The sequence below is a fragment of the Plantibacter flavus genome (assembly GCF_051487245.1).
Lineage (GTDB): Bacteria > Actinomycetota > Actinomycetes > Actinomycetales > Microbacteriaceae > Plantibacter > Plantibacter flavus_B.
The window spans coordinates 146,316-170,596 of record NZ_JAHVDH010000002.1 but is presented as its reverse complement, the minus strand read 5'-3'; the positions used below and the strand labels follow the sequence as shown (position 1 = coordinate 170,596).

Genomic DNA, 24,281 nt, shown 5'->3' with positions numbered 1-24,281 from the left:
CTCTAGAAATCGCTAGACTCGCGTCATGGCCCGCCCAGTCGATCCCATACGTCACGTTCGCCAACGCACCGTCATCCTGCGAGCTGCGTACCTCCAGTTCGCCGAGCACGGTTACGAGGGGACGTCGACCGCGGCGATCTGTCGTGCGGCCGGCGTGTCCTCGGGGACGCTGTTCCATTACTTCCCGACGAAGGTGGCGATCCTGCTCATGCTCATCGGCTCGAGCGACGAGACCACCGAGGCGGACCTCGGCACGCTCGACGAGACCACCCGCGGACTCGAAGCAGTCCTCGGCCACCTGCGCGCTGTGGAACACCGCATGGCAACGGACCACTTCGCCGGCTTCGCCGATGCCGTGCGCGGCGCTGCACATCTCCCCGAGATCGCCGACGCCCGTCGGACCGAGGCCGCACGAATCGATGTGTTCCTGCGCGCCAAGTTGCGCGAGGCGGCCGATGCGCGAGAGATCAGGATCGATGTCCGCGCCGATGTGCTCGCCCAGTGGCTGACCTGGCTGGTCGACGGAGCCCTCCAGGGCGCCCTGAAGGGAGCTCACTCCCCCGGCGGGCTCATCCGAGCAGCGCTCAGCCTCCTCGTCACCCCGCATGAACGCGACGCTCTGGTCGCGCTCGAGGCGACGCCGGCGACGTCGCCGGCGGAGGGGCTCAGTCGGTCGGTGCGCTGACCCGATCGGGATCGCGATCCCACTGAGCCATCCCGAACTCGTTGACCGGGACGGCCGACTGCGACGGATCCGGCAGTCGATCCGCGCTCGGACAATACATGAAATGGTCGTGGCCTGAGGATCGGTCGAAGGCATGCTCCGAGAGGGCATGTCCGCACACGGTGCACTGCTGGTCCGAGGTCTCCGACGCCGTCGTCTGCTCATTCATGGCGGCATCGTACGCCTGACAGCGGTCGAGGCCACCCCGTTGCGCAGCGCATCCCGACGTGCTCCGCGGTACGACACCGGCCGAGCACGCCAGGGGCTCAGAGTTCGCCGAATCCCGATTCGATCAACGAGCCGAGCGCATCGACCGCGGCGGCGGCGTCCGGGCCGTCCGCCTGGAGTTCGACGTCCGCCCCTTTCACCAGCCCGAGCGCCATGATGCCGAGCAGGCTCTTCGCGTCCTTGCCGTTGACGACCACCTTCGCCGAGAAGGTGCTCGCGAGCTTCACGAACTCGGCGGCCGGCCGCGCGTGGAGACCGTCCTTGTTCCTGAGGGTCACCGTCGTACCGGCATGTGACACGGTCGTCGTGGATGCACCGGGGTCACTCGAGTCACCGGGAACCGGCTGGCGCTGAGCGTCATCCTCGCCGGCCGCAGACCTGGCCGCAGCGACGACCTCGGCGAGCGGTGCGCCGGTCTGCGCGGCGACCGCAGCAGCGACGCCCCCCTCCACGAGCGGAGCGTCGACGATCTCGACCCGCTCCCTGACCGCATCGTCGAGGAAGTCGAGCGCCGTTTCGGCGGTCAGGATGGCCGAGCCGAGGTCGCAGAGCACCACGACACCGGCTCCGCTGTCGACCGCGCCGATTCCGGCAGACACCAGCTCGAAGCTCGTCCCGATGCCACCGTCGTCCGTTCCACCGGCAGCGGCGAGGCGGGCATCCGGCGCCATCTGGCGCGCCAGATCGATGAGTCCGTCGGCGATCTTCGCACTGTGAGACACGAAGACCACGCCGACTCTTCCTCCGCTCACGCTGCGGTCTCCGCCGCAACAGCGGCTGCACGAAGCAGATACGCGGTCGATTGCGCCCCGGGGTCCCGATGACCGATGGCCCGCTCCCCCAGGTAGCTCGCGCGACCCTTGTGGGCGACGAGCGGCTCGGTCGCCACGGCACCTGCCGATGCAGCGGTTGCAGCTGCATCGAGCACTGCCGCCGGGGAGGCACCCTCAGCTGCCGCGGCCGTCGCCGCATCCACAGCAGGCGTCCAGGCATCGACCATGGTCTTGTCTCCGGCAGACGCCTTGCCACGGAGCACGATGCCATCCCGAGCGGCTGCGAGCATCGCGACCACTCCATCGGCGTCGAGGGAGGTGAGCCCGGTCACAGCGATCGAGGCCTTGAGCAACGCCGTCCCGTAGAGCGGTCCGCTGGCCCCTCCTACCGTGGAGATCAGTGTCGTCGCGGCGAGTTTCAAGATGTCGGCAGGCGTCGCGTCGGCCGAGAGCTCCTCGAGCTTCGGCAGGATGGCGGAGAACCCGCGGTCGAGGTTCTCGCCGTGGTCACCGTCGCCGATCTCGCGATCGAGGGTGATCAACTCCACCCGATGCTCGGCGACCACCGCCGCACTCCCCCGCATCCACGAGATCGCCCATGCTCCGTCGAGACCCATCCGTGCCTACCTTCCCCACCGGAGCGCCGCCGTCTGCACGGGGGCGTCCCACAGTTCGATCAGTTCGTCATCCAGCTTCAGGAGCGTGATCGACACACCCTGCATCTCCAGACTCGTCGTGTAGTTGCCGACGAGCGACCGTGCGACGTCGACACCGCGCTCCGCGAGGGCTTCTGCGACCCGTCGGAAGACGATGAAGAGCTCCACCTGCGGCGTCCCACCCATCCCGTTCACGAGGACGAGCGCACGCTCGCCCGATTCGTATGGCAAGTCCTCGAGGATTGCTTCGAGCAGGCGGTCGACGATTCGGTCGGCTGGTTCGAGCTTGATGCGCTCCCGACCGGGTTCGCCGTGGATGCCGATGCCGATCTCGATCTCGTCATCGGCGAGCGTGAAGCTCGGCTCTCCGGCGTGCGGCACCACGCACGGTGTGAGTGCGACACCCATCGTGCGGGTCCGGTCGTTGACCCTGACCGCGAGGTCGGCGACCTCCTCCAAGCTGCCACCGGCCTCCGCGCGGGCGCCGGCGATCTTCTCCACGAGCACGGTGCCGGCGACACCGCGCCGCCCGGCCGTGTAGAGCGAGTCCTTCACGGCCACATCGTCGTTGATGATGACGGATCGGACCTCGATGCCCTCGGCCAGGGCGAGGTCGGCCGCCGTCTCGAAATTGAGGACGTCGCCCGTGTAGTTCTTCACGATGTGGAGGACACCCGCGCCACCGTCGACGGCCTTCGTCGCAGCCAGGATCGGGTCGGGCGTCGGTGAGGTGAACACCGGTCCGGGGACGGCTGCGTCGAGCATGCCGTATCCCACGAAACCGCCGTGCAACGGTTCGTGTCCGCTGCCGCCACCGCTCACGATCCCGACCTTGCCCGCGATCGGAGCATCCGCCCGCGCGATGAACACCGGGTCGAGCGACACCGTCACGAGATCGGGGTGCGCCGCGCCGAACCCGGCCACCGCCTCGTCGACGACGTCCTTCGGATCATTGATGAGCTTCTTCATTGAATCCTCCTGCAAGATCGGATCGGGACCGCCGACCGGGTGCGCCGGCATCGCCACTCAACCTACGCCGTGCTGGCTCACGACGGTAGGGTCCGAAGACCCTGATCGAGCGAGGATCGCCCCACGGGAAGGTCGGAGTGCCCGAGAGCCGCCGGCGATGACCTACGAGCGTGCGCCGAGGGTCCGCGTGGCCTCGACCCAGGCGTCCAGGCGAGCCGTCGCCGCACCGGAGTCGATCGCTTCAGCCGCAACCAGGAGGGCGCCGGCGAACCGCTCGAGGAGCGGACGCTGCGCCTGGGACGAGTCCTCCGACAGTTCGAACGCCACGATGCCTGCGGCGGCGTTCAGCAGGACGATGTCGCGCACGGGGCCGGTCTCACCGGCGAGTGTCGCGCGGACCACCGCCGCATTGTGCGTTGCGTCGCCGCCGATCAGGTCGTCGATGCTCGCTCTCGGGATACCGAGCTCGCGCGGGTCGAGATCGTGCTCGGTGACCGCTCCGCGCGAGATCTCCCACAGGTGGCTGTGGCCGGTCGTCGTGAGTTCGTCGAGGCCGTCGTCGCCACGGAACACCAGAGCCGTCGCTCCACGGGTCTGGAACACGCCGACGAAGAGCGGGATGCGGTCGGCGTGGGCGACCCCGACCGCCGAGGCTTCGGGGCGTGCAGGGTTCACGAGCGGACCGAGGAAGTTGAACACGGTCGGCACCCCGAGTTCGGCCCGGACAGGACCGGCATGACCGAAACCAGGGTGGAAGGCAGCCGCGTAGGCGAAGGTGATGCCGGTCGAGGCCAGCACCTCCCCCACGAGTTCCGTCGGAAGCGCGAGGTCCACGCCGAGGGCGGACAGGACGTCGGAGGACCCCGAGGCCGAGCTCGCCGCCCGATTGCCGTGCTTGATCACCGGGATCCCGGTCGCGGCGGCGACGATCGACGCGGTCGTCGAGATGTTGACGGTGCCGAACCGGTCGCCGCCGGTACCGACGATGTCGAGCGCCCGCGAGGGGGCGACGAGCGGCCGGGCGTGATCGAGGATCGCGTCGCGGAAGCCCACGATCTCGTCGACGGTCTCCCCCTTCGTGCGGAGAGCGATGAGGAATCCGGCCAGCTGAGCGTCGGTGACCTGCCCGGTCATGATGCGCTCCATGGCCCACGTGGACTCCGACACGCTGAGATCGGTTCCGGCGAGGAGGTCGCCGATGAGCGTCGGCCAGGTCGTGAGAGGCATATCAAAGATCTTACGGGGCCGACCCGCCGAGCTTCGAAGTCGCTCCGAACCTCACGAATCACATGAATCCCGCAGCAGAACCGGAGATTTCGGTCAGGAACTAAGGCTAGCCTTACTGATCAGACTGCCCTCCGGACCCCCGAAATGCGAAAAATCGCTCTGGCTTTCGGCCATAATGGAGGGGTGACGAGCACCTCAATCAACCTTGCGCCGAGCGCGCCCCGGATCAACCGACCGAACCCGGTCGCGGTTGGAACGATCGTCTGGCTGGGCAGCGAGGTCATGTTCTTCGCCGGCCTCTTCGCGATCTACTTCACGCTGCGGTCGATGGCACCCGAACTCTGGGCTGCGGAAGCCGGACGCCTGAACGTCCCGTATTCGACGATCAACACGATCATCCTCGTGTCCTCGTCGTTCACGTGCCAGTTCGGCGTCTTCGCTGCAGAGCGGATGCAGCCGCGCATGACGGGTTGGAGCCCGCGCAAGTGGGGCATGGTCGAGTGGTTCTTCCTCACCTACGCCCTCGGCGCGATCTTCGTCGCGGGCCAGGTCCTCGAATACGCCACGCTCGTGAGCGAGGGCATCTCCCTCAGCTCCAACGCCTACGGCTCGGCCTTCTACCTCACGACGGGCTTCCACGGTCTGCACGTGACCGGTGGGCTCATCGCCTTCCTGCTCGTGATCGGCCGCGCCTACGCGGTCAAACGATTCGGCCACAAGGAGGCGACGAGCGCCATCGTCGTCTCGTACTACTGGCACTTCGTCGACGTCGTGTGGATCGGCCTCTACTTCGTCATCTACATCCTGCGATAACCCGGAATGACTGACTCCATGAAGACTGAACCCATCCAACCGGCCGCCACCAAGGCGACGAAGAAGACCGCGCGCAAGAGCCGCAAGAGCGGGCGTCGCAGCCCACTCGCCTCTGCGGCACTGCTCGCGATCGGCCTGCTCGTCACGGGCGGCGCGTACGCGGCGTTCAGCGTGAGCACGGCCAGTGCCGAACCCGCCTCGGCGGCGAACACCCAGGCCTCGGTCGACGAAGGCGAGAAGCTCTTCTCGGCCAACTGCGCCACCTGTCACGGCCTCGACATGCAGGGCACCACCGCCGGCCCGAGCCTCCTCGGCGTCGGCGCAGCCGCGGTCGACTTCCAGGTCGGTACCGGTCGCATGCCGCTCCAGAACCAGGGTCCCCAGGCGCCCGAGAAGCCCGTCCAGTTCACCGACGAGCAGATCTCCTCGCTGGCGGCCTACGTCGCCTCGGTCGCTCCCGGCCCCGAGATCCCCGACGAGCAGTACCTCGACGGCGAAGGCGACGCCTCGAACGGCGCCCAGCTGTTCCGCATCAACTGCGCGATGTGCCACAACGTGGCCGCCGCCGGTGGCGCCCTGACCGAGGGCAAGTATGCTCCGTCCCTCGTCGGTGTCAGCGCTGCGCACATCTACGAGGCCATGATCACCGGCCCGCAGAACATGCCGGTCTTCAACGACATGAACCTCTCCCCCGAGGACAAGCGCGACATCATCACCGCGCTGAAGTTCATGGAGAACAACCCGTCACCGGGCGGTAACGACCTCGGCTCGCTCGGGCCTGTGTCCGAAGGCCTCTTCCTCTGGATCTTCGGCCTCGGCTCGATCGTCGCCCTCACCGTCTGGATCACCGCGAAGTCGAACTGACCGACGCGGATCGACAACACGTAAGAAGGAGCACAATGGCTCACGACAACTCGAGCGGCTCGGAGATTCAAGCCGCCGACTCGTCTGCCGATCCGTCCGCCCGCGGGCAGGAGCTGCAGGTCTCGACCGGCACCGGGGTCATCACCCGCGATGCCGTGGTCGACCCCGGTCTGCCGCCCCACCGCAAGCGCGTCACGGACCTCGACCCCAAGAAGGACAAGCGGGCCGAGCGCACCGTCTACACGCTCTTCTACCTGTCGATCGTCGGCAGCGTCTGGGCGGTCGCCGCCTACATGGCGTTCCCGATCGAGCCGGAGGACATCGCCTCGGTCCGACTGAACAACCTGTTCATCGGTCTCGGCATGGCGCTCGCGCTGCTCGCGATCGGCATCGGTGCCGTGCACTGGGGCAAGGCCCTCATGCACGACGAGGAAGGCATCGACTACCGCCACAAGGTCGGCGGGAACCAGGAGAGCCGCGACCGCGCCGTCGAGATCCTGCACGAGGCGAACGTCGAATCCGGCATCGGCCGACGCACGCTCATCCGCAACAGCCTCATCGGTTCACTCATCGTGTTCCCGTTGCCCGGCATCGCCCTCTTCCGCGGTCTCGCTCCGTACGACGAAGACCCGGTCGAGCTCATGCAGCACACGATGTGGAAGGAAGGCACGCGTCTCGCCCGCGACCCATCGGGCACGCCGATCAAGGCATCCGACGTCACCCTCGGCAGCGCGTTCCACGTCATCCCCGAGAACCTCCACGAAGCGGAGCACGTCCTCAACGAGAAGGCCAAAGCGATCGTGCTGCTCATGCGGCTGAAGCCGGAAGATCTCGTCGAGGAGGAGTCCAAGAAGGACTGGTCCTACGACGGCATCGTCGCGTACTCCAAGGTGTGCACGCACGTCGGTTGCCCGGTCGCGCTCTACGAGCAGCAGACCCACCACCTCCTCTGCCCTTGCCACCAGTCGCAGTTCGACGTCACGAACCACTGCGCGGTCATCTTCGGACCGGCCGCCCGGCCGCTGCCGCAGCTGCCGATCACCGTCGATGACGAGGGCTACCTCGTCGCGCGGAGCGACTTCCACGAACCTGTCGGCCCGAGCTTCTGGGAGCGTCATTGAGCACCTCGACCGCAACACGCGCCCCTGAGCAGGCTCCGGCCGCCTCGGCGCAGAAATCCGGTGGCTTCACTGCCGCCGCAGCGAACTACATCGAAGAACGAACCTCGGTGTCGGTCGCGGTCAAGGAGTTCGGTCGCAAGATCTTCCCCGACCACTGGTCCTTCCTCCTCGGCGAGGTCGCACTGTACAGCTTCGTCATCATCCTGCTGTCCGGTTCGTTCCTGACCTTCTTCTTCCAGGCCTCCATGGCTGAAGTGCACTACGACGGCTCGTTCGTCCCGCTGAAGAACATCGAGATGTCGGTCGCCATGGCGTCGACCCTCGACATCTCGTTCGACATCCGCGGTGGCCTGCTCATGCGTCAGGTGCACCACTGGGCTGCTCTGCTCTTCGTCGCCTCCATCGGTCTGCACATGCTGCGCATCTTCTTCACGGGTGCCTTCCGCAAGCCGCGCGAGCTCAACTGGGTGATCGGCTTCGTGCTCTTCATCCTCGCCATGGCAGAGGGCTTCACCGGCTACTCGCTCCCCGACGACCTGCTCTCCGGTAACGGCTTGCGGATCATCGACGGCATGGTGAAGGGTCTCCCGATCATCGGCACGTGGACGACCTTCCTGCTCTTCGGCGGCGAGTTCCCCGGCACGGACATCGTGGGTCGCCTGTACACGCTCCACATCCTGCTGCTGCCCGCGATGGTGCTCCTCTTCATCGCGTTGCACCTCGTGTTCGTGGTCGTACACAAGCACACGCAGTTCCCGGGCGCCGGCCGTACCGAGCAGAACGTCGTCGGCTTCCCCGTGCTCCCGGTGTACGCCGCGAAGGCCGGTGGCTTCTTCTTCATCGTCTTCGGTGTCGTGATGCTCATCGCTTCGTTGTTCACGATCAACCCGATCTGGAACTACGGCCCCTACGATCCCTCGCCGGTGTCGGCAGGTACGCAACCGGACTGGTACATCGGCTTCGCCGACGGTGCGCTCCGACTCGTCCCGCCACACCTCGAGTTCGTCCTGTGGGACCACACGTTCTCGTTCAACATCATCCTGCCCGTCCTCGTCCTGGGTCTCTTCATCGTCACGGTGCTGATCTACCCGTTCATCGAGGGCTGGGTCACGGGTGACAAGCGCGAGCACCACATCCTGGACCGTCCGCGCAACGCTCCGACCCGCACGGGTATCGGCGCAGCCGGTGTCACCTTCTACGCGGCCCTGTGGGCTGCCGCGAGCTCCGACATCATCGCCACGCACTTCAAGGTGAGCATGGAGGGCGTGATCCACACCCTGCAGGCCATCCTCATCATCGGCCCGTTCATCGCGTACTTCCTCGCGAAGCGCACCTGCCTCGCACTGCAGAAGAAGGACCGCGAGATCCTCCTTCACGGCTACGAGACCGGACGCATCGTCCGTCTGCCCGGTGGTGAGTACATCGAGGTGCACGAGCCCGTCGACGAGTACGAACGCTGGCGCCTGGCGAGCTACAACGACCACCAGCCGCTCATGATCCGCCCGAACGCCAAGGGCAAGATCACGAACGCTCAGCGAGCTCGCGCAGCGCTCTCGCGCTGGTTCTTCGAAGATCGCATCGCCCCGGTCACGCAGACCGAGATCGAGAAGTCGCACGGCGACCACCACTAGGTCGACCGCCGCTTCGGCCCTTGAGAGCCCCGCCGTCCACACGGACAGCGGGGCTCTCGGCATTTCAACGCTGCTCTGACCACGGGTACGCCTCGGACCTACCATTCACCGTCTCCAGACCGCTGCGGCGAACGCCCCTCACCCCTGCAGTGCTCGCACGAAGAGGAGCTGCTCAGAGGATCATCGTGGCCGGCGCGTCCGGCGCCGGGAAGACCACGCTTGCGGGCGCGGTGTCAACGACGATTGGACTCCCCCACAACCGAGATCGACGGGCGGCACCACGGTGCCGGATGGACGCCCCGCCCGCCTTCACGACCGACGTCGAAGCGTTCAGCAGCGGAGCGAGGTGGACCACGGAGTGGCAGGATGCTCCGGCACGCCCGTTGGCCTGCCGAACGTGCAGATCTCCTGCTGCATATCCGCTATCGTCGAGCGATCGTCATACGACGCGTGATCGTCAGGACGCTCCGCCGCAGAATCATGCGCGAGGAGCTTTGGCACGGCTCCGTCGAGCCACCGCTCCGCACGATGTTGTCAGATTCTGAACACATCATCGGGTGGTCTTGGCGGCGGCACGACGTCGTGCCGCGCCTGGGCGATGCCGCACGCTCGGAGCTCCCCGATCTCCTGACCGTGGAGCTCCGCAGCCCGCGAGCCGCAGCGCTGCTCCTGCAGGCGCTCCAGCAACGACAGAACGCCCCGGAGATATATCTCCGGGGCGTTTCTGACACTGTGCCGGCTCCTAGCCGAGCGGCAGGATCTTCTTGTAGAACTCCGCGGTCACGTTGTACCCGAGTCGCCGGTAGAAGTCGCCGGCACGCGACGTCGACATCGTCAGCTGACGCGCACCACGTTCGACCGCATAGTGCTCATTCGCCTCAACCAGAGCCGAACCGATGCCGGCACCGCGGGCGCTTTCGTCAACGACGAGCTCCTGGAGGTGGGCAGTGAGTCCCGCGGCGTGCAGCAGCCGTGAGACCGTCATCAGGGTGTAGCCGACGACGTTCTCATCCTGGTCCACCGCAACATACAGCACGTTCGTCTCGTCTTCACGAGGACGCATCACGTTGTTGTAGGCCGTCACGAAGTCGTCTGCTGCCGGCGGAATGGAGCCGGTGATGAGCTGACCGGCGAGTCCGAAAACCGCGGAACGGTCGTCTGGCTGCCCACGACGGATGATGAAGGAGGTGACCATCAGCGGGCGAAGTATCCGCGGTAGTACTCGTAGTTCCATCCGACGACCGCGATGACGACGACCGGGATGCCGATGATGGCAATCCAGAAGCCGACCGCGAGGCCGAGCACGAGCAGTGCGCAGGCGCCGGCGAGGATGATGGGCCACCAGCTCCACGGGCTGAAGTGCCCGATCTCCGGGTCGCCGTCATCGATGTTCGCCGTGAGCGTGTCCTCGGGCAGCTCAGCGCCCTGGCTCTTGTGCACGCGGCTCAGGTAGAACCCGAGGAATGCACTGAGGATAGCGGCCAGTGCCAGCGTGACGGTCCCGACCCACTCGACGCGGCCGTGCAGCGGGTCGACGAGCGACCAGATCGTGTACGTCGCGCACAGCGCTGCACAGAAGACGGTGAGGATCGTGAAGAGGATGATGTTCGCGCGCATGGACTACTGCACCTTTCCTGCGTCGATGTCGAGCGTCGGCGCGTCGGGGGCGTCCTTCGCCGGACCGACACCGACCGGCATACCCACCTCGGGGTGGTGCAGGTCGAACGCGGGGCGCTCGGAGCGGATGCGCGGGATGGACACGAAGTTGTGACGCGGCGGCGGCGAGCTGGTCGCCCACTCGAGCGAACCACCGTAGCCCCACGGGTCGTCCTCGGTGACGCGCGGCGCCTTCCGAGTGGTGATGTACACGTTCAGGAAGAACGGCAGCAGCGAGATCGCGAGGATGAAGGAACCGACCGTCGACAGCTGGTTCATCCAGGTGAAGCCGTCCTCGGGCGAGTAGGTCGCGTAACGGCGGGGGAAGCCGATGACGCCCAGCCAGTGCTGGATGAGGAACGTGGTGTGGAAGCCGATGAAGAGCAGCCAGAAGTGCCAGTAGCCGAGCTTCTCGTTGAGCATCTTGCCGGTCCACTTCGGCCACCAGAAGTAGAAGCCTGCGAACATCGCGAACACGACGGTGCCGAAGACGACGTAGTGGAAGTGAGCGACGACGAAGTACGAGTCGGACACGTGGAAGTCGAGCGGCGGCGACGCGAGGATGACACCGGTGAGGCCACCGAAGACGAAGGTGATCAGGAAGCCGATCGACCAGAGCATCGGGGTTTCGAAGGTGACCGAACCGCGCCACATGGTGCCCAGCCAGTTGAAGATCTTCACACCTGTCGGCACGGCGATCAGCATGGTCATCAGGGCGAAGAACGGCAGCAGCACCGAACCGGTGACGTACATGTGGTGGGCCCACACCGTGACCGACAGAGCGGCGATCGCGATCGTCGCGTAGATGAGGGTCTTGTAACCGAAGATCGGCTTACGGCTGAACACCGGGAAGATCTCGGAGACGATGCCGAAGAACGGCAGAGCGATGATGTAGACCTCTGGGTGACCGAAGAACCAGAACAGGTGCTGCCAGAGGATCACGCCACCGTTGGCCGCATCGTAGATGTGCGCATCGAACACGCGGTCGGCCGCGAGGGCGAACAGCGCCGCTGCGAGGACCGGGAAGGCCATCAGCACGAGGATCGACGTGACCAGGACGTTCCAGGTGAAGATCGGCATCCGGAACATCGTCATGCCGGGGGCGCGCATCGTGATGATGGTCGTGATGAAGTTCACGCCACCGAGGATGGTGCCGAAACCGCTCAACGCGAGGCCGAGTACCCAGAGATTGCCTCCGAGCCCTGGTGAGAAGGTCGTACTCGACAGTGGCGCGTACGCGAACCACCCGAATGCAGCAGCACCCTGCGGAGTGAGGAAGCCACCGACGGCGATGAGGCTACCGAACGCGTAGAGCCAGAACGCGAAGGCGTTGAGGCGCGGGAACGCGACGTCGGGAGCACCGATCTGGAGCGGCATGAGCGCGTTCGCGAAACCGGCGAAGAGCGGCGTCGCGAACATCAGCAGCATGATCGTGCCGTGCATGGTGAAGAGCTGGTTGTACTGCTCTTTCGTCTCGACGATCGTTCCGCCGGGCTCGAAGAGCTGTGCACGGATGATGAGGGCCATCACGCCGCCGAGGCAGAAGAAGATGAACGAGGCGATCAGGTACATGTACCCGATGGTCTTGTGGTCGGTGGAGGTGATCCACTTGACCAGGACGTTGCCCTTGCGCTCGGCAGTGCTGCGTCCCATGACGCTCGCCTGACCTGCGGGAAGCGTGGTGGAGGTCATTCCGCGTCTCCATGCTCTTCGAGACCTGCCGGCGCCTTGGTGCCGGGGAGGTTGCTGTTGCGGTCGTAGTCGGTGCCGTAGTCGCCGATGTTGCCGGACTCGGCCAGATCGGCCAGGTGCTGGTCGTACTCGGCCTGCGACACCACCTTCACGTTGAAGAGCATGAGCGAGTGGTACTCGCCGCAGAGCTCGGCGCACTTGCCGGCGTAGGTGCCCTCGCGTTCAGGGGTGAACGACATGTAGTTGATCTTGCCGGGGAACATGTCCTTCTTGTAGAGGAAGTCGATGACCCAGAAGGAGTGGATGACGTCGCGCGACTGCAGCGCGATCTTCACCGTCTTGCCGACAGGCAGGTAGAGGGTCGGGAGCGCGTCCTGGTCGATGACGCCGCCGGGGCCCTCATCGGCCTGCACGCCCGCGGTCCAGACATCCTGGCCGTCGACGGCCTCGTCGTACACGAAGTCCCAAGCCCACTGCTTGGCGAAGACCTCGATCGCGACGTCGGGATCCTCGTACTGGGTCTCGATGGCGTTCTGGTCTCGCGCGGTGAAGGCGAAGAAGCCGAGCACCAGGATGAGCGGGACGATCGTGTAGAAGATCTCGATCGGCATGTTGTATCGCAGCTGAACCGGGAGACCGGTCTGGCCCTTGCGACGGCGGTAGACGATGACGGCCCAGATGATGAGCCCCCACGTCACGACACCGACTGCGAGCAGCACCAGCCATGCCGTCACCCACAGGCCCGCGATGCGGTCCGTGTGGTTCGTGACGGGAGATTCGCCCTCGACGAATCCCGGCAGGTAACCATGCAGTTCCGCCTGCGTACAACCCGCCAGGACTATGGCGAGTGTGGCTGCGACCGGAATGGCAGCCCATCTGAGACGACGAGTCGAGCGCACCTCTGAAACCTTTCGAATACACACCTGTGGATCGCCCCCCAGTCTAGTGGGGAAGCGCGGTGAGCGCCGGACCATTCCAGCCCGCGCGCCGGAGGACGGGCCGGAAACACGAAGGGGAAACCGCCCGGGACCGGGCGATTTCCCCTTCGAGGAAGAATCTTGCTCAGTGGAAGCTGTCGCCACAGGCGCAGCTGCCCTCAGCATTCGGGTTGTCGATCGTGAACCCCTGCTTCTGGATCGTGTCCTCGAAGTCGATCGAGGCGCCGTCGAGATAGGGCACGCTCATCTTGTCGACGATGACCTCGACGCCGTCGAAGTCGACCGTCGCATCGCCGTCGAGCATGCGCTCGTCGAAGTAGAGCTGGTAGATGAGGCCCGAGCAACCGCCGGGCTGCACGGCGACGCGAAGCCGGAGGTCGTCCCGCCCCTCCTGCTCGAGGAGGCTCTTGACCTTCTGTGCGGCCGTGTCTGACAAGCCGACGCCGTGGGCTGCCGTGGTCGTGGACGCGGTCTCGGTCAGGATGGTGTCGCTCATGATGCTCCTCGCGAGGTCTGGGTGCGCCGGACGGCGCCGTTGACAGATTCTAACCCGTGCAACGCCGGGCGCACCCCCGGGATTCCCGGTGGCACGCCCGATCAGTTGCGGCTCGCCGTAGCGCGCTCTGCAGGGGTCGGCGCCCCGGCGAGACGGCCGAGGAGCACCGCCTCCGTGAGGATCGCCTTGTGGAACACGCCGAGGTGGAGCGACTCGTTGGGGCTGTGGGCCCGCGAGTGCGGGTCTTCAACCCCGGTGACGAGGATCTGGGCCTCGGGGAAGACGCGCACGAGGTCGGCGATGAACGGGATCGATCCACCGATCCCGGTCTCCACGGGCTCGACCTCCCAGGCGTCGGCCATCGCTCGCTTCGCCTCCGCGACCGCCCACCCGCTCGTGTCCACGAGGAACGGCGCGCCCTGGTCGACCTCGTCGATCGTCAGCTGCGCCCCGAACGGAGCGTTGGCGCGCAGGTGGGACTCGAGCGCGCGGTAGGCCTCTGCAGGATCCTGCCCGGGTGCGATCCTCGCGCTCAGCCGCACAGCCACCTCGGGGACGAGCGTGTTCGAGGCGTTGGCGACGCTCGGCGCATCGATCCCGGTGATGGTGATGGCCGGCTGCGACCAGATGCGGCTGAGGATCGAGCCGCGGCCGATCGGCGAGACACCGTCGACGAGCCCCGACTCCGCGCGCAGCTGTGCTTCGTTGAACTCAGGCGTCACGGCGTCGTGCGAGGTCAGGCCGTCGACGGCCACAGACCCATCGGCGTCCCAGAGGGTGGCGAGCAGGGTGATCGCCGCGAGCATCGCATCGGGCACCGCTCCCCCGAGCATCCCTGAATGCGAGGCGTGCTCGAGGGTCTTGACGCGCAGGCGGAACGTGACGTTGCCGCGCAGCCCGATGGTGAGCGCAGGCGTCCGCTCGTCCCAGTTGTCGCTGTCGGCGACGACGATGACGTCTGCGGCGAGCATGTCGCGGTTCTCCTCGAGGAAGTTGGCGAACGAGCGCGAACCGAACTCCTCCTCCCCCTCGATGAACAGCACGATGCCGAGGTCGAGGTCGGGCCCGAGGACCTCGGTGACGGCACGGATCGCGGCGATGTGCGACATCACCCCGGCCTTGTCGTCGGCGGCGCCGCGGCCGTAGAGGCGCCCGTCGCGGACAGTCGGCTCGAAGGGCGGCGAATCCCACTTGTCGTCGCTCCCGGGCGGCTGGACGTCGTGGTGCGCGTACAGCAGGACGGTCGGCCGACCGTTGCGGGCTTCACGTCGTGCCAGGACCGCCGGTTGCCCGAGCTCGGTCCCACCTGCGACGGCCGATCGACGCACGGACACGTCGTCGAAGATGCCGAGCCCTCGAGCCAGTTCGGCGACCGCCTCAGCACTCCTGGCCACTTCTGCGGCGTCGAATGCGGACCAGGAGACCGAGGGAATGCGGACGAGGGCCGAGAGATCGGCGATCGAGGCGGGCAACGCACCGGCGACCGATTCGCGCAGGCGGTCGAGCAGTTCCTGGTCAGCAGGTGGGTGTTGGGTGGATTCCGTCGTGGTACCTGTCGTCATGCGAGTAATCTTAAGCGAATCCACCAATCAAGGACGTCGCATCGTGGCCAAACAGCAGAGCACCCCAGCATCCGACCCAATCGTCGAGACCGCAGCGCAGACCGCCGAGCGGCTCGCGCGCGGTGTCACCGAGGCGAAGGGACGCCCGACCCCATCGCGCGCCGAGCGCGAGGCGCAGAACAAGCGTCCGCTCGTGCCCTCCGACCGGAAGGAGGCAGGCAAGGCCGCGAAGGCGCAGCAGGCCGAGGCACGCCGTCGGGCCCAGGCCGGTATGGCTGCGGGCGACGACAAGTACCTCCCGGCCCGCGAACGCGGCCCGCAGAAGAAGTTCGTGCGCGATTACGTCGACGCGCGCTTCAACATCGGCGAGTTCATGATCCCGGTCATGTTCCTCGTGATCATCCTGACGTTCATGCCGGTCCCCGAGATCCAGGTCTACGGCATGCTCACCCTCTGGGTCTTCTTCATCATCGCCATCGCTGACTGCGTGTTCCTCGGTTTCCGCGTGCGGAAGGCGCTTCGCGTGAAGTTCGGTCAGGACGAGCGCGGTGTGCGGTGGTACGCGGCGATGCGCGCTCTGCAGCTGCGTCCGCTGCGCCTGCCGAAGCCGCAGGTCAAGCGCGGGCAGTTCCCGAACAAGTAGACACGCCCTCCGACGGAGAACGCCCGCTGGTCTCGGACCAGCGGGCGTTCTCGTGTGTCCGGCTACCGCCTGGCGCGTGCGAGGCGGTCGAGCCCTCGATTGATCTGGCGCGCCCAGAGCGGACCGCGGTACAGGAACGCCGTGTACCCCTGGACGAGCGTGGCACCCGCGTCCAAGCGCTCCTGGACGTCTTCAGCGGTGTCGATGCCACCGACGGAGATCACGCAGAGCTCTGGTGGCACGACGGCGCGGATACGGCGCAGCACCACCAGTGACCGTGCGGCGAGCGGCGCACCCGAGAGCCCGCCGGCGCCTGCGGCCTCGACCACGGCCGGATCGGTCCGCAGACCGGTGCGAGCAATCGTCGTGTTCGTCGCGATGATGCCGTCGAGCCCGAGTCGCACGACGAGTTCGGCGATCCGGTCGACTTCGTCGTCGGTGAGATCGGGTGCGATCTTGACCAGGAGCGGCGTCGAACCGGCCGCCTCCTGGACCGCCTCGAGGAGTGGCGCCAACTGATCGAGCTCCTGCAGTCCCCTGAGACCCGGGGTGTTCGGCGAACTCACGTTGACGACGAGGTAGTCGGCCGACGGCGCGAGCAGACGGGCACTCTGCACGTAGTCGGCCGTCGCGTCCTGGACGTCGACGACGCGACTCTTGCCGATGTTGACGCCGAGGACAGGGCGCCGACGCACACGGGACGTGCGCTCGAGCCGGCGCTGAGCGCTCGAAGCCCCCGCGTTGTTGAAGCCCATGCGATTCACGACCGCGCGGTCGGGGATCAAGCGGAACAGCCGCGGAGTCGGATTGCCCGCTTGCGGGATCGCGGTGATGGTCCCGACCTCGACGTGCCCGAAGCCGAGCTGGCCGAGACCGAGGACGGCCTTCCCATCCTTGTCGAACCCGGCAGCGACGCCGAACGGCGTCTCGAATCGCAGCCCGAGCGTCTCGACCGACTGGTCGAGACGAGGAGCGGTGAACCTCCTCACGAAGAACCCGAGTCCCGTGACCGGGAGCGCGCGGATGACGTCGAAGGCCAGGTGATGGGCGCGCTCAGGGTCGAGCTTCGACAGGACATGGGTGAAGAGGAGACCGTACATACCGTAGGCAAGCGTAGCGGCTCACGCGGGCCAGCACCTCGACGCCCTCGTCGAGGCTCAGAGCTCGGTCGACGACACGTCCCGGCTCTTCCCTGCGGCGTGCTCGACGCGGAGGAGACCGATCGCGGCCTCGAAGTCATCGAGCGATTCGAAGGCCTGGTAGACGCTCGCGAAGCGCAGGTAGGCGACCTCGTCGAGCTCGCGCAGCGGAGCGAGGATGGCGAGTCCGATGTCGTTCGCGTCGATCTGCGATGCACCGGTCGCCCGGATCGATTCCTCGACACGCTGCGCGAGCACAGCGAGGTCGGAATCGGTGACCGGCCGGCCCTGACAGGCCTTGCGGACGCCACTGACGACCTTCTCCCGGCTGAAGGGCTCGACCACGCCAGACCGCTTGATCACGCCGAGACTCGACGTCTCCATCGTGCTGAACCGGCGACCGCACTCCGGGCACTGCCGGCGTCGTCGGATCGCGAGGCCGTCGTCGCTCGTTCGAGAGTCGATGACACGGGAGTCTGGATGACGGCAGAACGGGCAGTACATCAGCGACCACCCTCAGCGTCGACCGGAGCGGCGAGCTCCGCTGGCACCAGACCGAACCGGGCGGTGACGGCCTCGCCGTGCGCAGGAAGGTCCTCTGAAGCCGAGAGCGCGACGATGTGCGCTGACACCTGACGGAGTGCCTCCTCGTCGTATCGGATGATCTGCTGCGGGCGGAGGAAGGTGAACGCACCGAGCCCTGCGGAGAACCTGGCCTGACCGCCCGTCGGCAGGACGTGGTTGGAACCGGCGAGATAGTCACCGAGGCTCACCGGCGTGTGGTCGCCGAGGAAGATCGCGCCGGCGTTCGTGATGACGTCGAGGAGCGACTCCGGATCCGCCGTCTGCACCTCGAGGTGCTCAGGCCCGTAGGCGTTGCTGAACGCAACCGCTGCATCGAGGTCGTCGACGAGGACGATCGCCGACTGCGGTCCGCCGAGCGCCTCGACGACACGCGCGCCGTGGCGGGTTCCGGCGGCATAGTCCGCGAGCCAGGATTGGACGGCGTGCGCGAGCTCGACGCTGTCGGTGACGAGCAGCGAGGCCGCAGCTTCGTCGTGCTCGGCCTGGCTGACCAGGTCGGCGGCGACGAGACGGGCGTCAGCGGTCGCGTCGGCGATGACGAGGATCTCCGTCGTGCCGGCCTCCGCATCGATTCCGACCTGTCCCTTCACGAGACGCTTCGCCGCCGCGACGAAGATGTTGCCTGGACCGGTGACGACGTCGACCACGTCCAGTCCGGCATCGGGCACACCGTAGGCGAACGCACCGATCGCACCGGCGCCACCCATGGCGTACACCTCGGAAACGCCGAGGAGCCCTGCGGCGCCGAGGATCGTGGGGTGCACGCGGCCATCGAACTCGCGCTGCGGCGGGGAGGCGAGGGCGACCGAACCGACACCGGCCTCCTGCGCGGGGACGACGTTCATGACGACGCTCGACGGGTACACCGCTTTGCCACCAGGGACGTAGAGTCCGACGCGGCCGACCGGTGCCCAACGCTGCACGACCGTCGCGCCGTCACCGAGCGTGGTCGTGCGCTGCGGCGGAATCTGGGCACGGGTGGCTTCACGGACCCGCTCGATCGCCTCGACGAGCGCGGCGCGCACCGCGGGGTCGAGCGCGCGCACCGCCTCGTCGATCTGGACCTGCGGCACCCGCAGGTGCTCCGGGCGGCCACCGTCGAACCGGTCGGCCTGGTCCAGCAGTGCGGCGCTGCCATGCGCGCGGACGTCCTCGATGAGGGTGTGCGCGGACTGAGCGGCGGCGGTGATGTCGACGACGGGACGGGGCAGCATCTCCAGGAGCTCGGTGCGGGTCGGCCGCACTCCCCTGAGGTCAATGGTGGTGATCATGGCCGTCACAGCCTACCGCCCACGCGGGACCGGGGCGCCGCCGGAACCATGCTCGGAGCACTCCCCCAGCGGCGCAGCCGGATCCGCTCAACCGAGGCAGTTCGGTCCGAGCAACGACTTGAGCTCGCCGAACAGGCCGGAAGAGAGGTTCACGCGGTACGGCAGTTCGAACACGCGCGCGATCTCGCCCCGGATGAGCTTCAACCGGACTTCGGTCGGCCCGGCGTGCCGCGTCAGCACGTCGCTCAGGGTGGTGACGATCTCCGTGGTGGCGCGGGCGTCGGCCATCGAGAGCTGCAGCATCCGGTCGCCACCGGTCTCCGGGAACTCGGGTGAGAAGATGCTGTACGCGTGCAGGTTCATGCCATCGTCGCGGACGCTCACCCGGCCGCGCACGACGACGATCGAGTCGCCCACGAGCTCAGGTGCGAACTCCTGATACGCCTTGCCCATGAACATCGCGGTCATCTCCCCGCCGAAGTCCTCGACCTGGATCATGCCGTACTGGTTTCCGGACGCCTTCGCGATACGGTGCTGCACACTCGTGACGAGCCCCGCGATGACGACCGTCTCGCCGTCCGCTGCTTCAGAGGCCATCAGGTCGGTGATCGTCGTCGACGCATGCTTCGCCAGTTCGATCTCGAGTCCCGCGAGCGGGTGGTCAGAGACGTAGAGGCCGAGCATCTCACGTTCGAAGTTGAGTTTGTCGCGCTTGCCCCAGTCGGGACGCTCGGGAACACTCGCGAGGGGCACCTCACCCACTTCGGCGAAGAGACTGTCGAAGTCGAAACCGATGCTGCCGGAGGCCTCGGCACGCTTGTCCTTCACGACGGAGTCGACCGCGTCCTCGTGGATCTCGTAGAGGGCCCGACGGCTGTCGCCCATCGAATCGAACGCGCCCGCCTTGATGAGTGACTCGATCGTGCGCTTGTTCGCCACCGGCAACGGCACCTTCCGCAGGAAGTCGTGGAAGGACGTGAAGCGTCCCTTCTCCTCGCGCGCCTGGCGGATGAGCTCGACGACGTTCGAGCCGACGTTGCGCACCGCCCCGAGCCCGAAGCGGATGTCCTCGCCGACGGCCGCGAAGAACCCGATGGACTCGTTGACGTCGGGCGGCAGTACCTGGATACCCATGCGACGACACTCGTTCAGGTAGAGCGCCATCTTGTCCTTGGAGTCGCCGACGCTCGTGAGCAGTCCAGCCATGTACTCGGCCGGGTAGTGCGCCTTCAGGTATGCCGTCCAGTAGGAGATGACGCCGTATGCAGCCGAGTGCGCCTTGTTGAACGCGTAGTCGGAGAAGGGGAGCAGGATCTCCCACAGCTTGTTGACGGCCTCCATGGAGAAGCCGTTCTCCATCATTCCGCCCGAGAAGCCCTCGAACTGCTTGTCCAGTTCGGACTTCTTCTTCTTACCCATTGCACGACGGAGGATGTCCGCCTGCCCGAGCGAGAAGCCAGCGACCTTCTGGGCGATCGCCATCACCTGCTCCTGGTAGATGATGAGGCCGTAGCTCGTCGACAGGATCTCCGACAGCGGTTCTTCGAGCTGCGGATGGATCGGGGTGATCTCCTGCTGCCCGTTCTTCCGCAGGGCGTAGTTCGTATGGGAGTTCGCCCCCATGGGCCCCGGGCGGTACAGCGCGATGAGAGCGGAGATGTCCTCGAAGTTGTCCGGCTTCATGAGGCGCAGCAGCGCACGCATCGGCCCGCCGTCGAGCTGGAACACCCCGAGCGTGTCGCCCCTGGAGAGGAGCTCGTAGGCGCCGCGGTCGTCGAGTTCGAGGTCTTCGAGGACGAGGTCGAAGTCGCGGTTGCTCTTGATGTTGTCGAGTGCGTCGTTGATGATCGTCAGGTTCCGGAGACCGAGGAAGTCCATCTTGATCAGGCCGAGGGACTCACATGCCGGGTAGTCGAACTGCGTGACGATCTGGCCGTCCTGCTCGCGCTTCATGATCGGGATGATGTCGATGAGCGGATCGCTCGACATGATCACGCCGGCCGCGTGCACTCCCCACTGGCGCTTGAGGTTCTCGATGCCGAGCGCGGTCTCGAAGACCGTGCGTGCCTCCGGATCGGTGTCGATGATGCCGCGGAGATCGACCGCTTCCTTGTACCGGGGGTGCTTCGGATCGAGGATGCCCTCGAGCGGGATGTCCTTGCCCATGACCGCGGGTGGCATGGCCTTCGTGAGCTTGTCGCCCATGCCGAACGGGAACCCGAGGACCCGCGAGGAGTCCTTGAGCGCCTGCTTCGCCTTGATCGTGCCGTAGGTGACGATCTGGGCGACGCGCTCATCGCCGTACTTCTCGGTGACGTACTTGATCACCTCGCCGCGGCGACGGTCGTCGAAGTCGACGTCGAAGTCGGGCATGGAGACGCGGTCGGGGTTGAGGAAGCGCTCGAAGATGAGGCCGTGGCGAAGCGGGTCGAGGTCGGTGATCTGCATCGCGTACGCCGCCATCGAGCCGGCACCCGAGCCACGTCCGGGACCGACGCGGATACCGTTCCGCTTCGACCACTGGATGAAGTCGGCGACGACGAGGAAGTACCCGGGGAAACCCATCTGGACGATGACGCCGGTCTCGTAGTTCGCGCGCTCACGGACGTCGGAGGGAATGCCGTCGGGGTAGCGCTGCTGGAGCCCCGTCTCGACCTCCTTGATGAACCAGCTCTCCTCGTTCTCGCCCTCCGGCACCGGGAAGCGCGGCATGTAGTTGGCCGAGGTGTCGAAGGCGACGTCGCACCGCTCGGCGATCGCGAGGGTGTTGTCGCACGCCTCGGGGTACTCCCGGAACAGACGGCGCATCTCCTCGGCCGACTTCAGGTAGAACTCGTCCGCGTCGAACTTGAAACGGTTCGGGTCGTTGAGCGTCGAACCGGACTGGACGCAGAGGAGCGCCGCGTGTGCTTTCGCGTCGGCCGCATGCGTGTAATGGAGATCGTTCGTCGCGAGCAGCGGCAGACCGAGGTCCTTCGACAGCTTGATGAGGTCGGACATGATCCTGCGCTCGATGCCGAGGCCGTGGTCCATGATCTCGCAGAAGTAGTTCTCGGCTCCGAAGATGTCGCGGAAGTCCGCCGCGGCCTTGACCGCTTCGTCGTACTGCCCGAGCCTGAGCCTCGTCTGCACCTCGCCACTCGGACAACCGGTGGTCGCGATGAGGCCCTTGCCGTACTGGCTGAGGATCTCCCGATCCATGCGCGGCTTGAAGTAATAGCCCTCGATCGACGCCTTCGAGGACAGTCGGAAGAGGTTGTGCATCCCCTCGGTCGTCTCGGACAGCAGCGTCATGTGCGTGTAGGCACCCGCACCCGAGACGTCGTCTCCGCCGCCGTCGCCCCACTTGATGCGCGTGCGGTCGCCGCGGGCGGTACCCGGCGTGATGTATGCCTCGGTGCCGATGATCGGCTTGATCCCGGCGTCGGTGGCCGTCCGCCAGAAGTCGAATGCACCGAACATGTTGCCGTGGTCGGTGACCGCGACGGCCGGCATGCCCTGTTCGACCGCGGCGGCGATCAACGGCTTCACGCGGGCTGCGCCGTCGAGCATCGAGTACTCGCTGTGGACGTGCAGATGGACGAACGAATCGGTGGACGTGGGCACGGACGGCGCCTCCGGAGATCGTGCTGTGGGGTCGGCCAGAAGCCGAGGTGGAAGGGTTCCAGCCTAACCGGGACCGCCGACGTCGGGCTCCTGGATCAGGTGCACGAACGCCGACGGACAGCACGGCGGCTGGAGACGTTCAGTCCAGTTCGAGGACCGAGAGCGCGTGTTGGAGATCTGCCGGATACGGCGCTTCGAAACGGACGAACTCGCCCGACGAGGGGTGCGCGAAGCCCAGCTTCGTGGCGTGCAGCCACTGCCTCGTGAGCCCGAGTCGTGCAGACAGCGCGGCGTCCGCCCCGTACATGGTGTCGCCGACACACGGGTGACGCTGGGCGGCCATGTGGACACGGATCTGGTGTGTCCGACCCGTCTCGAGGTGGACCTCGAGCAGCGATGCGTACGGGAACGCCTCGAGCGTCTCGTAGTGGGTGATCGACGGCTTGCCGTCGACCGTCACCGCGAACCGCCAGTCGTGCCGCGGGTGGCGACCGATCGGGCCGTCGATGGTGCCGGCGAGCGGATCCGGGTGGCCCTGTACAACCGCCCGGTAGATCTTCTCGACCTCGCGGTCATGGAACAGCCGCTTCAGCCAGGTGTAGGCGCGCTCGGTCTTCGCGACCACCATGAGCCCGCTCGTCCCGGCATCGAGGCGGTGGACGATCCCCGCTCGCTCCGCTGCGCCCGACGTGGAGACGCGGAATCCGGCGGCGGCGAGGGCGCCGAGCACGGTCGGCCCTTCCCACCCCACCGAGGGATGGGCCGCGACCCCAGCCGGCTTGTCGACCACGACGATGTCGTCGTCATCATGCACGATCCCCAGCTCAGGTACCGCGATCGGGACGATGACCGCCTCGCGGCGGGGCGCCCACTCGATCTCGAGCCAGGCGCCGGCGAGCAGGCGGTCGGACTTGTCGACGGACTTGCCGTTCATGCTGACGCCGCCGGCGAGTGCGACCTCCGCGGCGTAGCTCCGGGAGAAGCCGAGGAGCTTTGCGAGACCGGCGTCGACGCGTTCGCCGTCCAGCCCGTCCGGAACGAACAGGCTGCGAGACTCGCTCACGGTGCGTCCGGCTTCGGCGTGTGGGACTCCGGGCCAGCCTCGGCGTCCTCGACGGAAGCGGGGTCCGCAGCCGCCGGAGCGGCGGCCGCCTCGCTGGCTCGCGTCGTGCGCGTCCCGTCGAGGTTCACTCCGAACAGCGTCAGGAGGATGAACAGCGCCATGCTCACGACGATGCAGATGTCGGCGACGTTGTAGATGGCCGGCAGCATCCAGGGCGTCGAGATGAAGTCGACGACGTGGCCGAGGCCGAAGGACGGCTCACGGAACAACCGGTCGGTGAGGTTGCCGAGCACGCCACCGAGCAGGAGCCCGAAGACGATGGCCCAGGCGAGCGACCGGATGCGCCGCGCGAACCAGACGATGACGACGACGACGACCGCGGCGAGGATCGAGAAGATCCAGGTGTACCCGGCACCGAGCGAGAACGCCGCGCCCGAGTTCTTGACGAAGTACAGCACGAGGGCGTTACCGAGGACAGGGACGGACTCACCGACCGTGAGATTGGTGGTGACGAGGAACTTGGTGAACTGATCGGCGGAGTAGGCCACGACGGCAACCAGCGCCAGGACTCCAAGAGTCCTGGCGCTGGTCTTCGACGGTGATGCGGGAGACAACCGGGTGTCT

The 24,281-nt window shown here is 66.7% G+C and carries 22 protein-coding genes; 6 read left to right on the top strand and 16 right to left on the bottom strand.

Annotation, left to right across the window (positions count from 1 at the left end; translation table 11 throughout):
* Positions 1 to 25 precede the first annotated feature (25 nt).
* The gene (locus tag KXS11_RS04640) at positions 26 to 685 is read left to right on the top strand and encodes a TetR/AcrR family transcriptional regulator (RefSeq protein WP_437384294.1); all 660 of its coding nucleotides are present in this window, start codon (positions 26 to 28) and stop codon (positions 683 to 685) included.
* A 305-nt stretch (positions 686 to 990) separates the two neighbouring features.
* On the opposite strand, the gene dhaM is transcribed toward KXS11_RS04640, so the two are convergent.
* The 4 genes from dhaM to trpD all read right to left on the bottom strand — a co-directional run bounded on the left by dhaM (position 991) and on the right by trpD (position 4,577).
* Positions 991 to 1,704 (bottom strand): dihydroxyacetone kinase phosphoryl donor subunit DhaM, encoded by a 714-nt coding sequence (gene dhaM / locus KXS11_RS04635; RefSeq protein ID WP_437384293.1) that lies wholly within the window; start codon positions 1,702 to 1,704, stop codon positions 991 to 993.
* The gene (gene dhaL / locus KXS11_RS04630) at positions 1,701 to 2,342 is read right to left on the bottom strand and encodes a dihydroxyacetone kinase subunit DhaL (protein WP_437384291.1); all 642 of its coding nucleotides are present in this window, start codon (positions 2,340 to 2,342) and stop codon (positions 1,701 to 1,703) included. Before dhaL ends, dhaM begins: the two co-directional genes overlap by 4 nt.
* Before the next feature lie 6 nt (positions 2,343 to 2,348).
* A complete protein-coding gene (gene dhaK / locus KXS11_RS04625) occupies positions 2,349 to 3,350 on the bottom strand; it encodes a dihydroxyacetone kinase subunit DhaK (protein ID WP_437384289.1) in 1,002 nt (333 codons plus the stop codon).
* Positions 3,351 to 3,512: 162 nt separating this feature from the next.
* Positions 3,513 to 4,577, bottom strand: coding sequence for an anthranilate phosphoribosyltransferase (gene trpD, locus KXS11_RS04620; RefSeq protein WP_437384287.1), 1,065 nt, complete (start codon positions 4,575 to 4,577; stop codon positions 3,513 to 3,515).
* 183 nt (positions 4,578 to 4,760) lie between these two features.
* On the opposite strand from trpD, the gene ctaE reads away from it, so the two are divergent.
* The 4 genes from ctaE to qcrB are packed head-to-tail and all read left to right on the top strand — an operon-like array spanning position 4,761 to position 9,006.
* Positions 4,761 to 5,390, top strand: coding sequence for an aa3-type cytochrome oxidase subunit III (ctaE, locus tag KXS11_RS04615; protein WP_437384286.1), 630 nt, complete (start codon positions 4,761 to 4,763; stop codon positions 5,388 to 5,390).
* Between the two features lie 18 nt (positions 5,391 to 5,408).
* Positions 5,409 to 6,254 carry a cytochrome bc1 complex diheme cytochrome c subunit gene (gene qcrC, locus KXS11_RS04610; protein ID WP_437384284.1) on the top strand — a complete coding sequence of 282 codons (846 nt, stop codon included), beginning with the start codon at positions 5,409 to 5,411 and terminating at the stop codon, positions 6,252 to 6,254.
* Positions 6,255 to 6,289: 35 nt separating this feature from the next.
* Positions 6,290 to 7,375 carry a cytochrome bc1 complex Rieske iron-sulfur subunit gene (qcrA, locus tag KXS11_RS04605; protein WP_437384283.1) on the top strand — a complete coding sequence of 362 codons (1,086 nt, stop codon included), beginning with the start codon at positions 6,290 to 6,292 and terminating at the stop codon, positions 7,373 to 7,375.
* Positions 7,372 to 9,006 (top strand): cytochrome bc1 complex cytochrome b subunit, encoded by a 1,635-nt coding sequence (gene qcrB / locus KXS11_RS04600; protein WP_437384282.1) that lies wholly within the window; start codon positions 7,372 to 7,374, stop codon positions 9,004 to 9,006. The genes qcrA and qcrB overlap by 4 nt, the downstream gene beginning before the upstream one ends.
* A gap of 742 nt (positions 9,007 to 9,748) precedes the next feature.
* Here the strand turns inward: qcrB and KXS11_RS04595 are convergent.
* The 6 genes from KXS11_RS04595 to KXS11_RS04570 form a co-directional block, all read right to left on the bottom strand.
* Complete coding sequence (locus KXS11_RS04595) at positions 9,749 to 10,201, bottom strand: GNAT family N-acetyltransferase (RefSeq protein WP_437384281.1); 453 nt, start codon at positions 10,199 to 10,201, stop codon at positions 9,749 to 9,751.
* A complete protein-coding gene (locus KXS11_RS04590) occupies positions 10,201 to 10,623 on the bottom strand; it encodes a cytochrome c oxidase subunit 4 (RefSeq protein ID WP_437384280.1) in 423 nt (140 codons plus the stop codon). The genes KXS11_RS04595 and KXS11_RS04590 overlap by 1 nt, the downstream gene beginning before the upstream one ends.
* 3 nt (positions 10,624 to 10,626) lie before the next feature.
* Complete coding sequence (ctaD, locus tag KXS11_RS04585; RefSeq protein ID WP_437384279.1) at positions 10,627 to 12,354, bottom strand: aa3-type cytochrome oxidase subunit I; 1,728 nt, start codon at positions 12,352 to 12,354, stop codon at positions 10,627 to 10,629.
* Positions 12,351 to 13,253 (bottom strand): aa3-type cytochrome oxidase subunit II, encoded by a 903-nt coding sequence (gene ctaC / locus KXS11_RS04580; RefSeq protein ID WP_437384278.1) that lies wholly within the window; start codon positions 13,251 to 13,253, stop codon positions 12,351 to 12,353. Before ctaC ends, ctaD begins: the two co-directional genes overlap by 4 nt.
* A gap of 163 nt (positions 13,254 to 13,416) precedes the next feature.
* Complete coding sequence (gene erpA / locus KXS11_RS04575) at positions 13,417 to 13,788, bottom strand: iron-sulfur cluster insertion protein ErpA (RefSeq protein ID WP_437384277.1); 372 nt, start codon at positions 13,786 to 13,788, stop codon at positions 13,417 to 13,419.
* Between the two features lie 101 nt (positions 13,789 to 13,889).
* Positions 13,890 to 15,350: a dipeptidase gene (locus KXS11_RS04570; RefSeq protein WP_437384276.1), complete on the bottom strand. Its 1,461-nt coding sequence runs from the start codon at positions 15,348 to 15,350 to the stop codon at positions 13,890 to 13,892.
* Positions 15,351 to 15,393: 43 nt separating this feature from the next.
* On the opposite strand from KXS11_RS04570, the gene KXS11_RS04565 reads away from it, so the two are divergent.
* On the top strand, positions 15,394 to 15,993 hold the full coding sequence (locus tag KXS11_RS04565) for a DUF3043 domain-containing protein (RefSeq protein WP_437384275.1): 600 nt from the start codon (positions 15,394 to 15,396) through the stop codon (positions 15,991 to 15,993).
* Positions 15,994 to 16,055: 62 nt separating this feature from the next.
* Here KXS11_RS04565 and KXS11_RS04560 read toward each other — a convergent pair whose 3' ends face one another.
* The 6 genes from KXS11_RS04560 to lspA form a co-directional block, all read right to left on the bottom strand.
* Positions 16,056 to 17,093 (bottom strand): quinone-dependent dihydroorotate dehydrogenase, encoded by a 1,038-nt coding sequence (locus KXS11_RS04560; RefSeq protein WP_437384274.1) that lies wholly within the window; start codon positions 17,091 to 17,093, stop codon positions 16,056 to 16,058.
* Between the two features lie 57 nt (positions 17,094 to 17,150).
* Positions 17,151 to 17,636 carry a transcriptional regulator NrdR gene (nrdR, locus tag KXS11_RS04555; RefSeq protein ID WP_437384273.1) on the bottom strand — a complete coding sequence of 162 codons (486 nt, stop codon included), beginning with the start codon at positions 17,634 to 17,636 and terminating at the stop codon, positions 17,151 to 17,153.
* The gene (gene hisD, locus KXS11_RS04550) at positions 17,636 to 18,988 is read right to left on the bottom strand and encodes a histidinol dehydrogenase (RefSeq protein ID WP_437384272.1); all 1,353 of its coding nucleotides are present in this window, start codon (positions 18,986 to 18,988) and stop codon (positions 17,636 to 17,638) included. The genes nrdR and hisD overlap by 1 nt, the downstream gene beginning before the upstream one ends.
* 87 nt (positions 18,989 to 19,075) lie before the next feature.
* Positions 19,076 to 22,540 (bottom strand): DNA polymerase III subunit alpha, encoded by a 3,465-nt coding sequence (gene dnaE / locus KXS11_RS04545; RefSeq protein ID WP_437384862.1) that lies wholly within the window; start codon positions 22,538 to 22,540, stop codon positions 19,076 to 19,078.
* A 193-nt stretch (positions 22,541 to 22,733) separates the two neighbouring features.
* Positions 22,734 to 23,657 (bottom strand): RluA family pseudouridine synthase, encoded by a 924-nt coding sequence (locus tag KXS11_RS04540; protein WP_437384271.1) that lies wholly within the window; start codon positions 23,655 to 23,657, stop codon positions 22,734 to 22,736.
* Entirely contained in the window at positions 23,654 to 24,271 is a 618-nt protein-coding gene (lspA, locus tag KXS11_RS04535) for a signal peptidase II (RefSeq protein ID WP_437384270.1), read from the bottom strand. Before lspA ends, KXS11_RS04540 begins: the two co-directional genes overlap by 4 nt.
* Between the last annotated feature and the right edge of the window lie 10 nt (positions 24,272 to 24,281).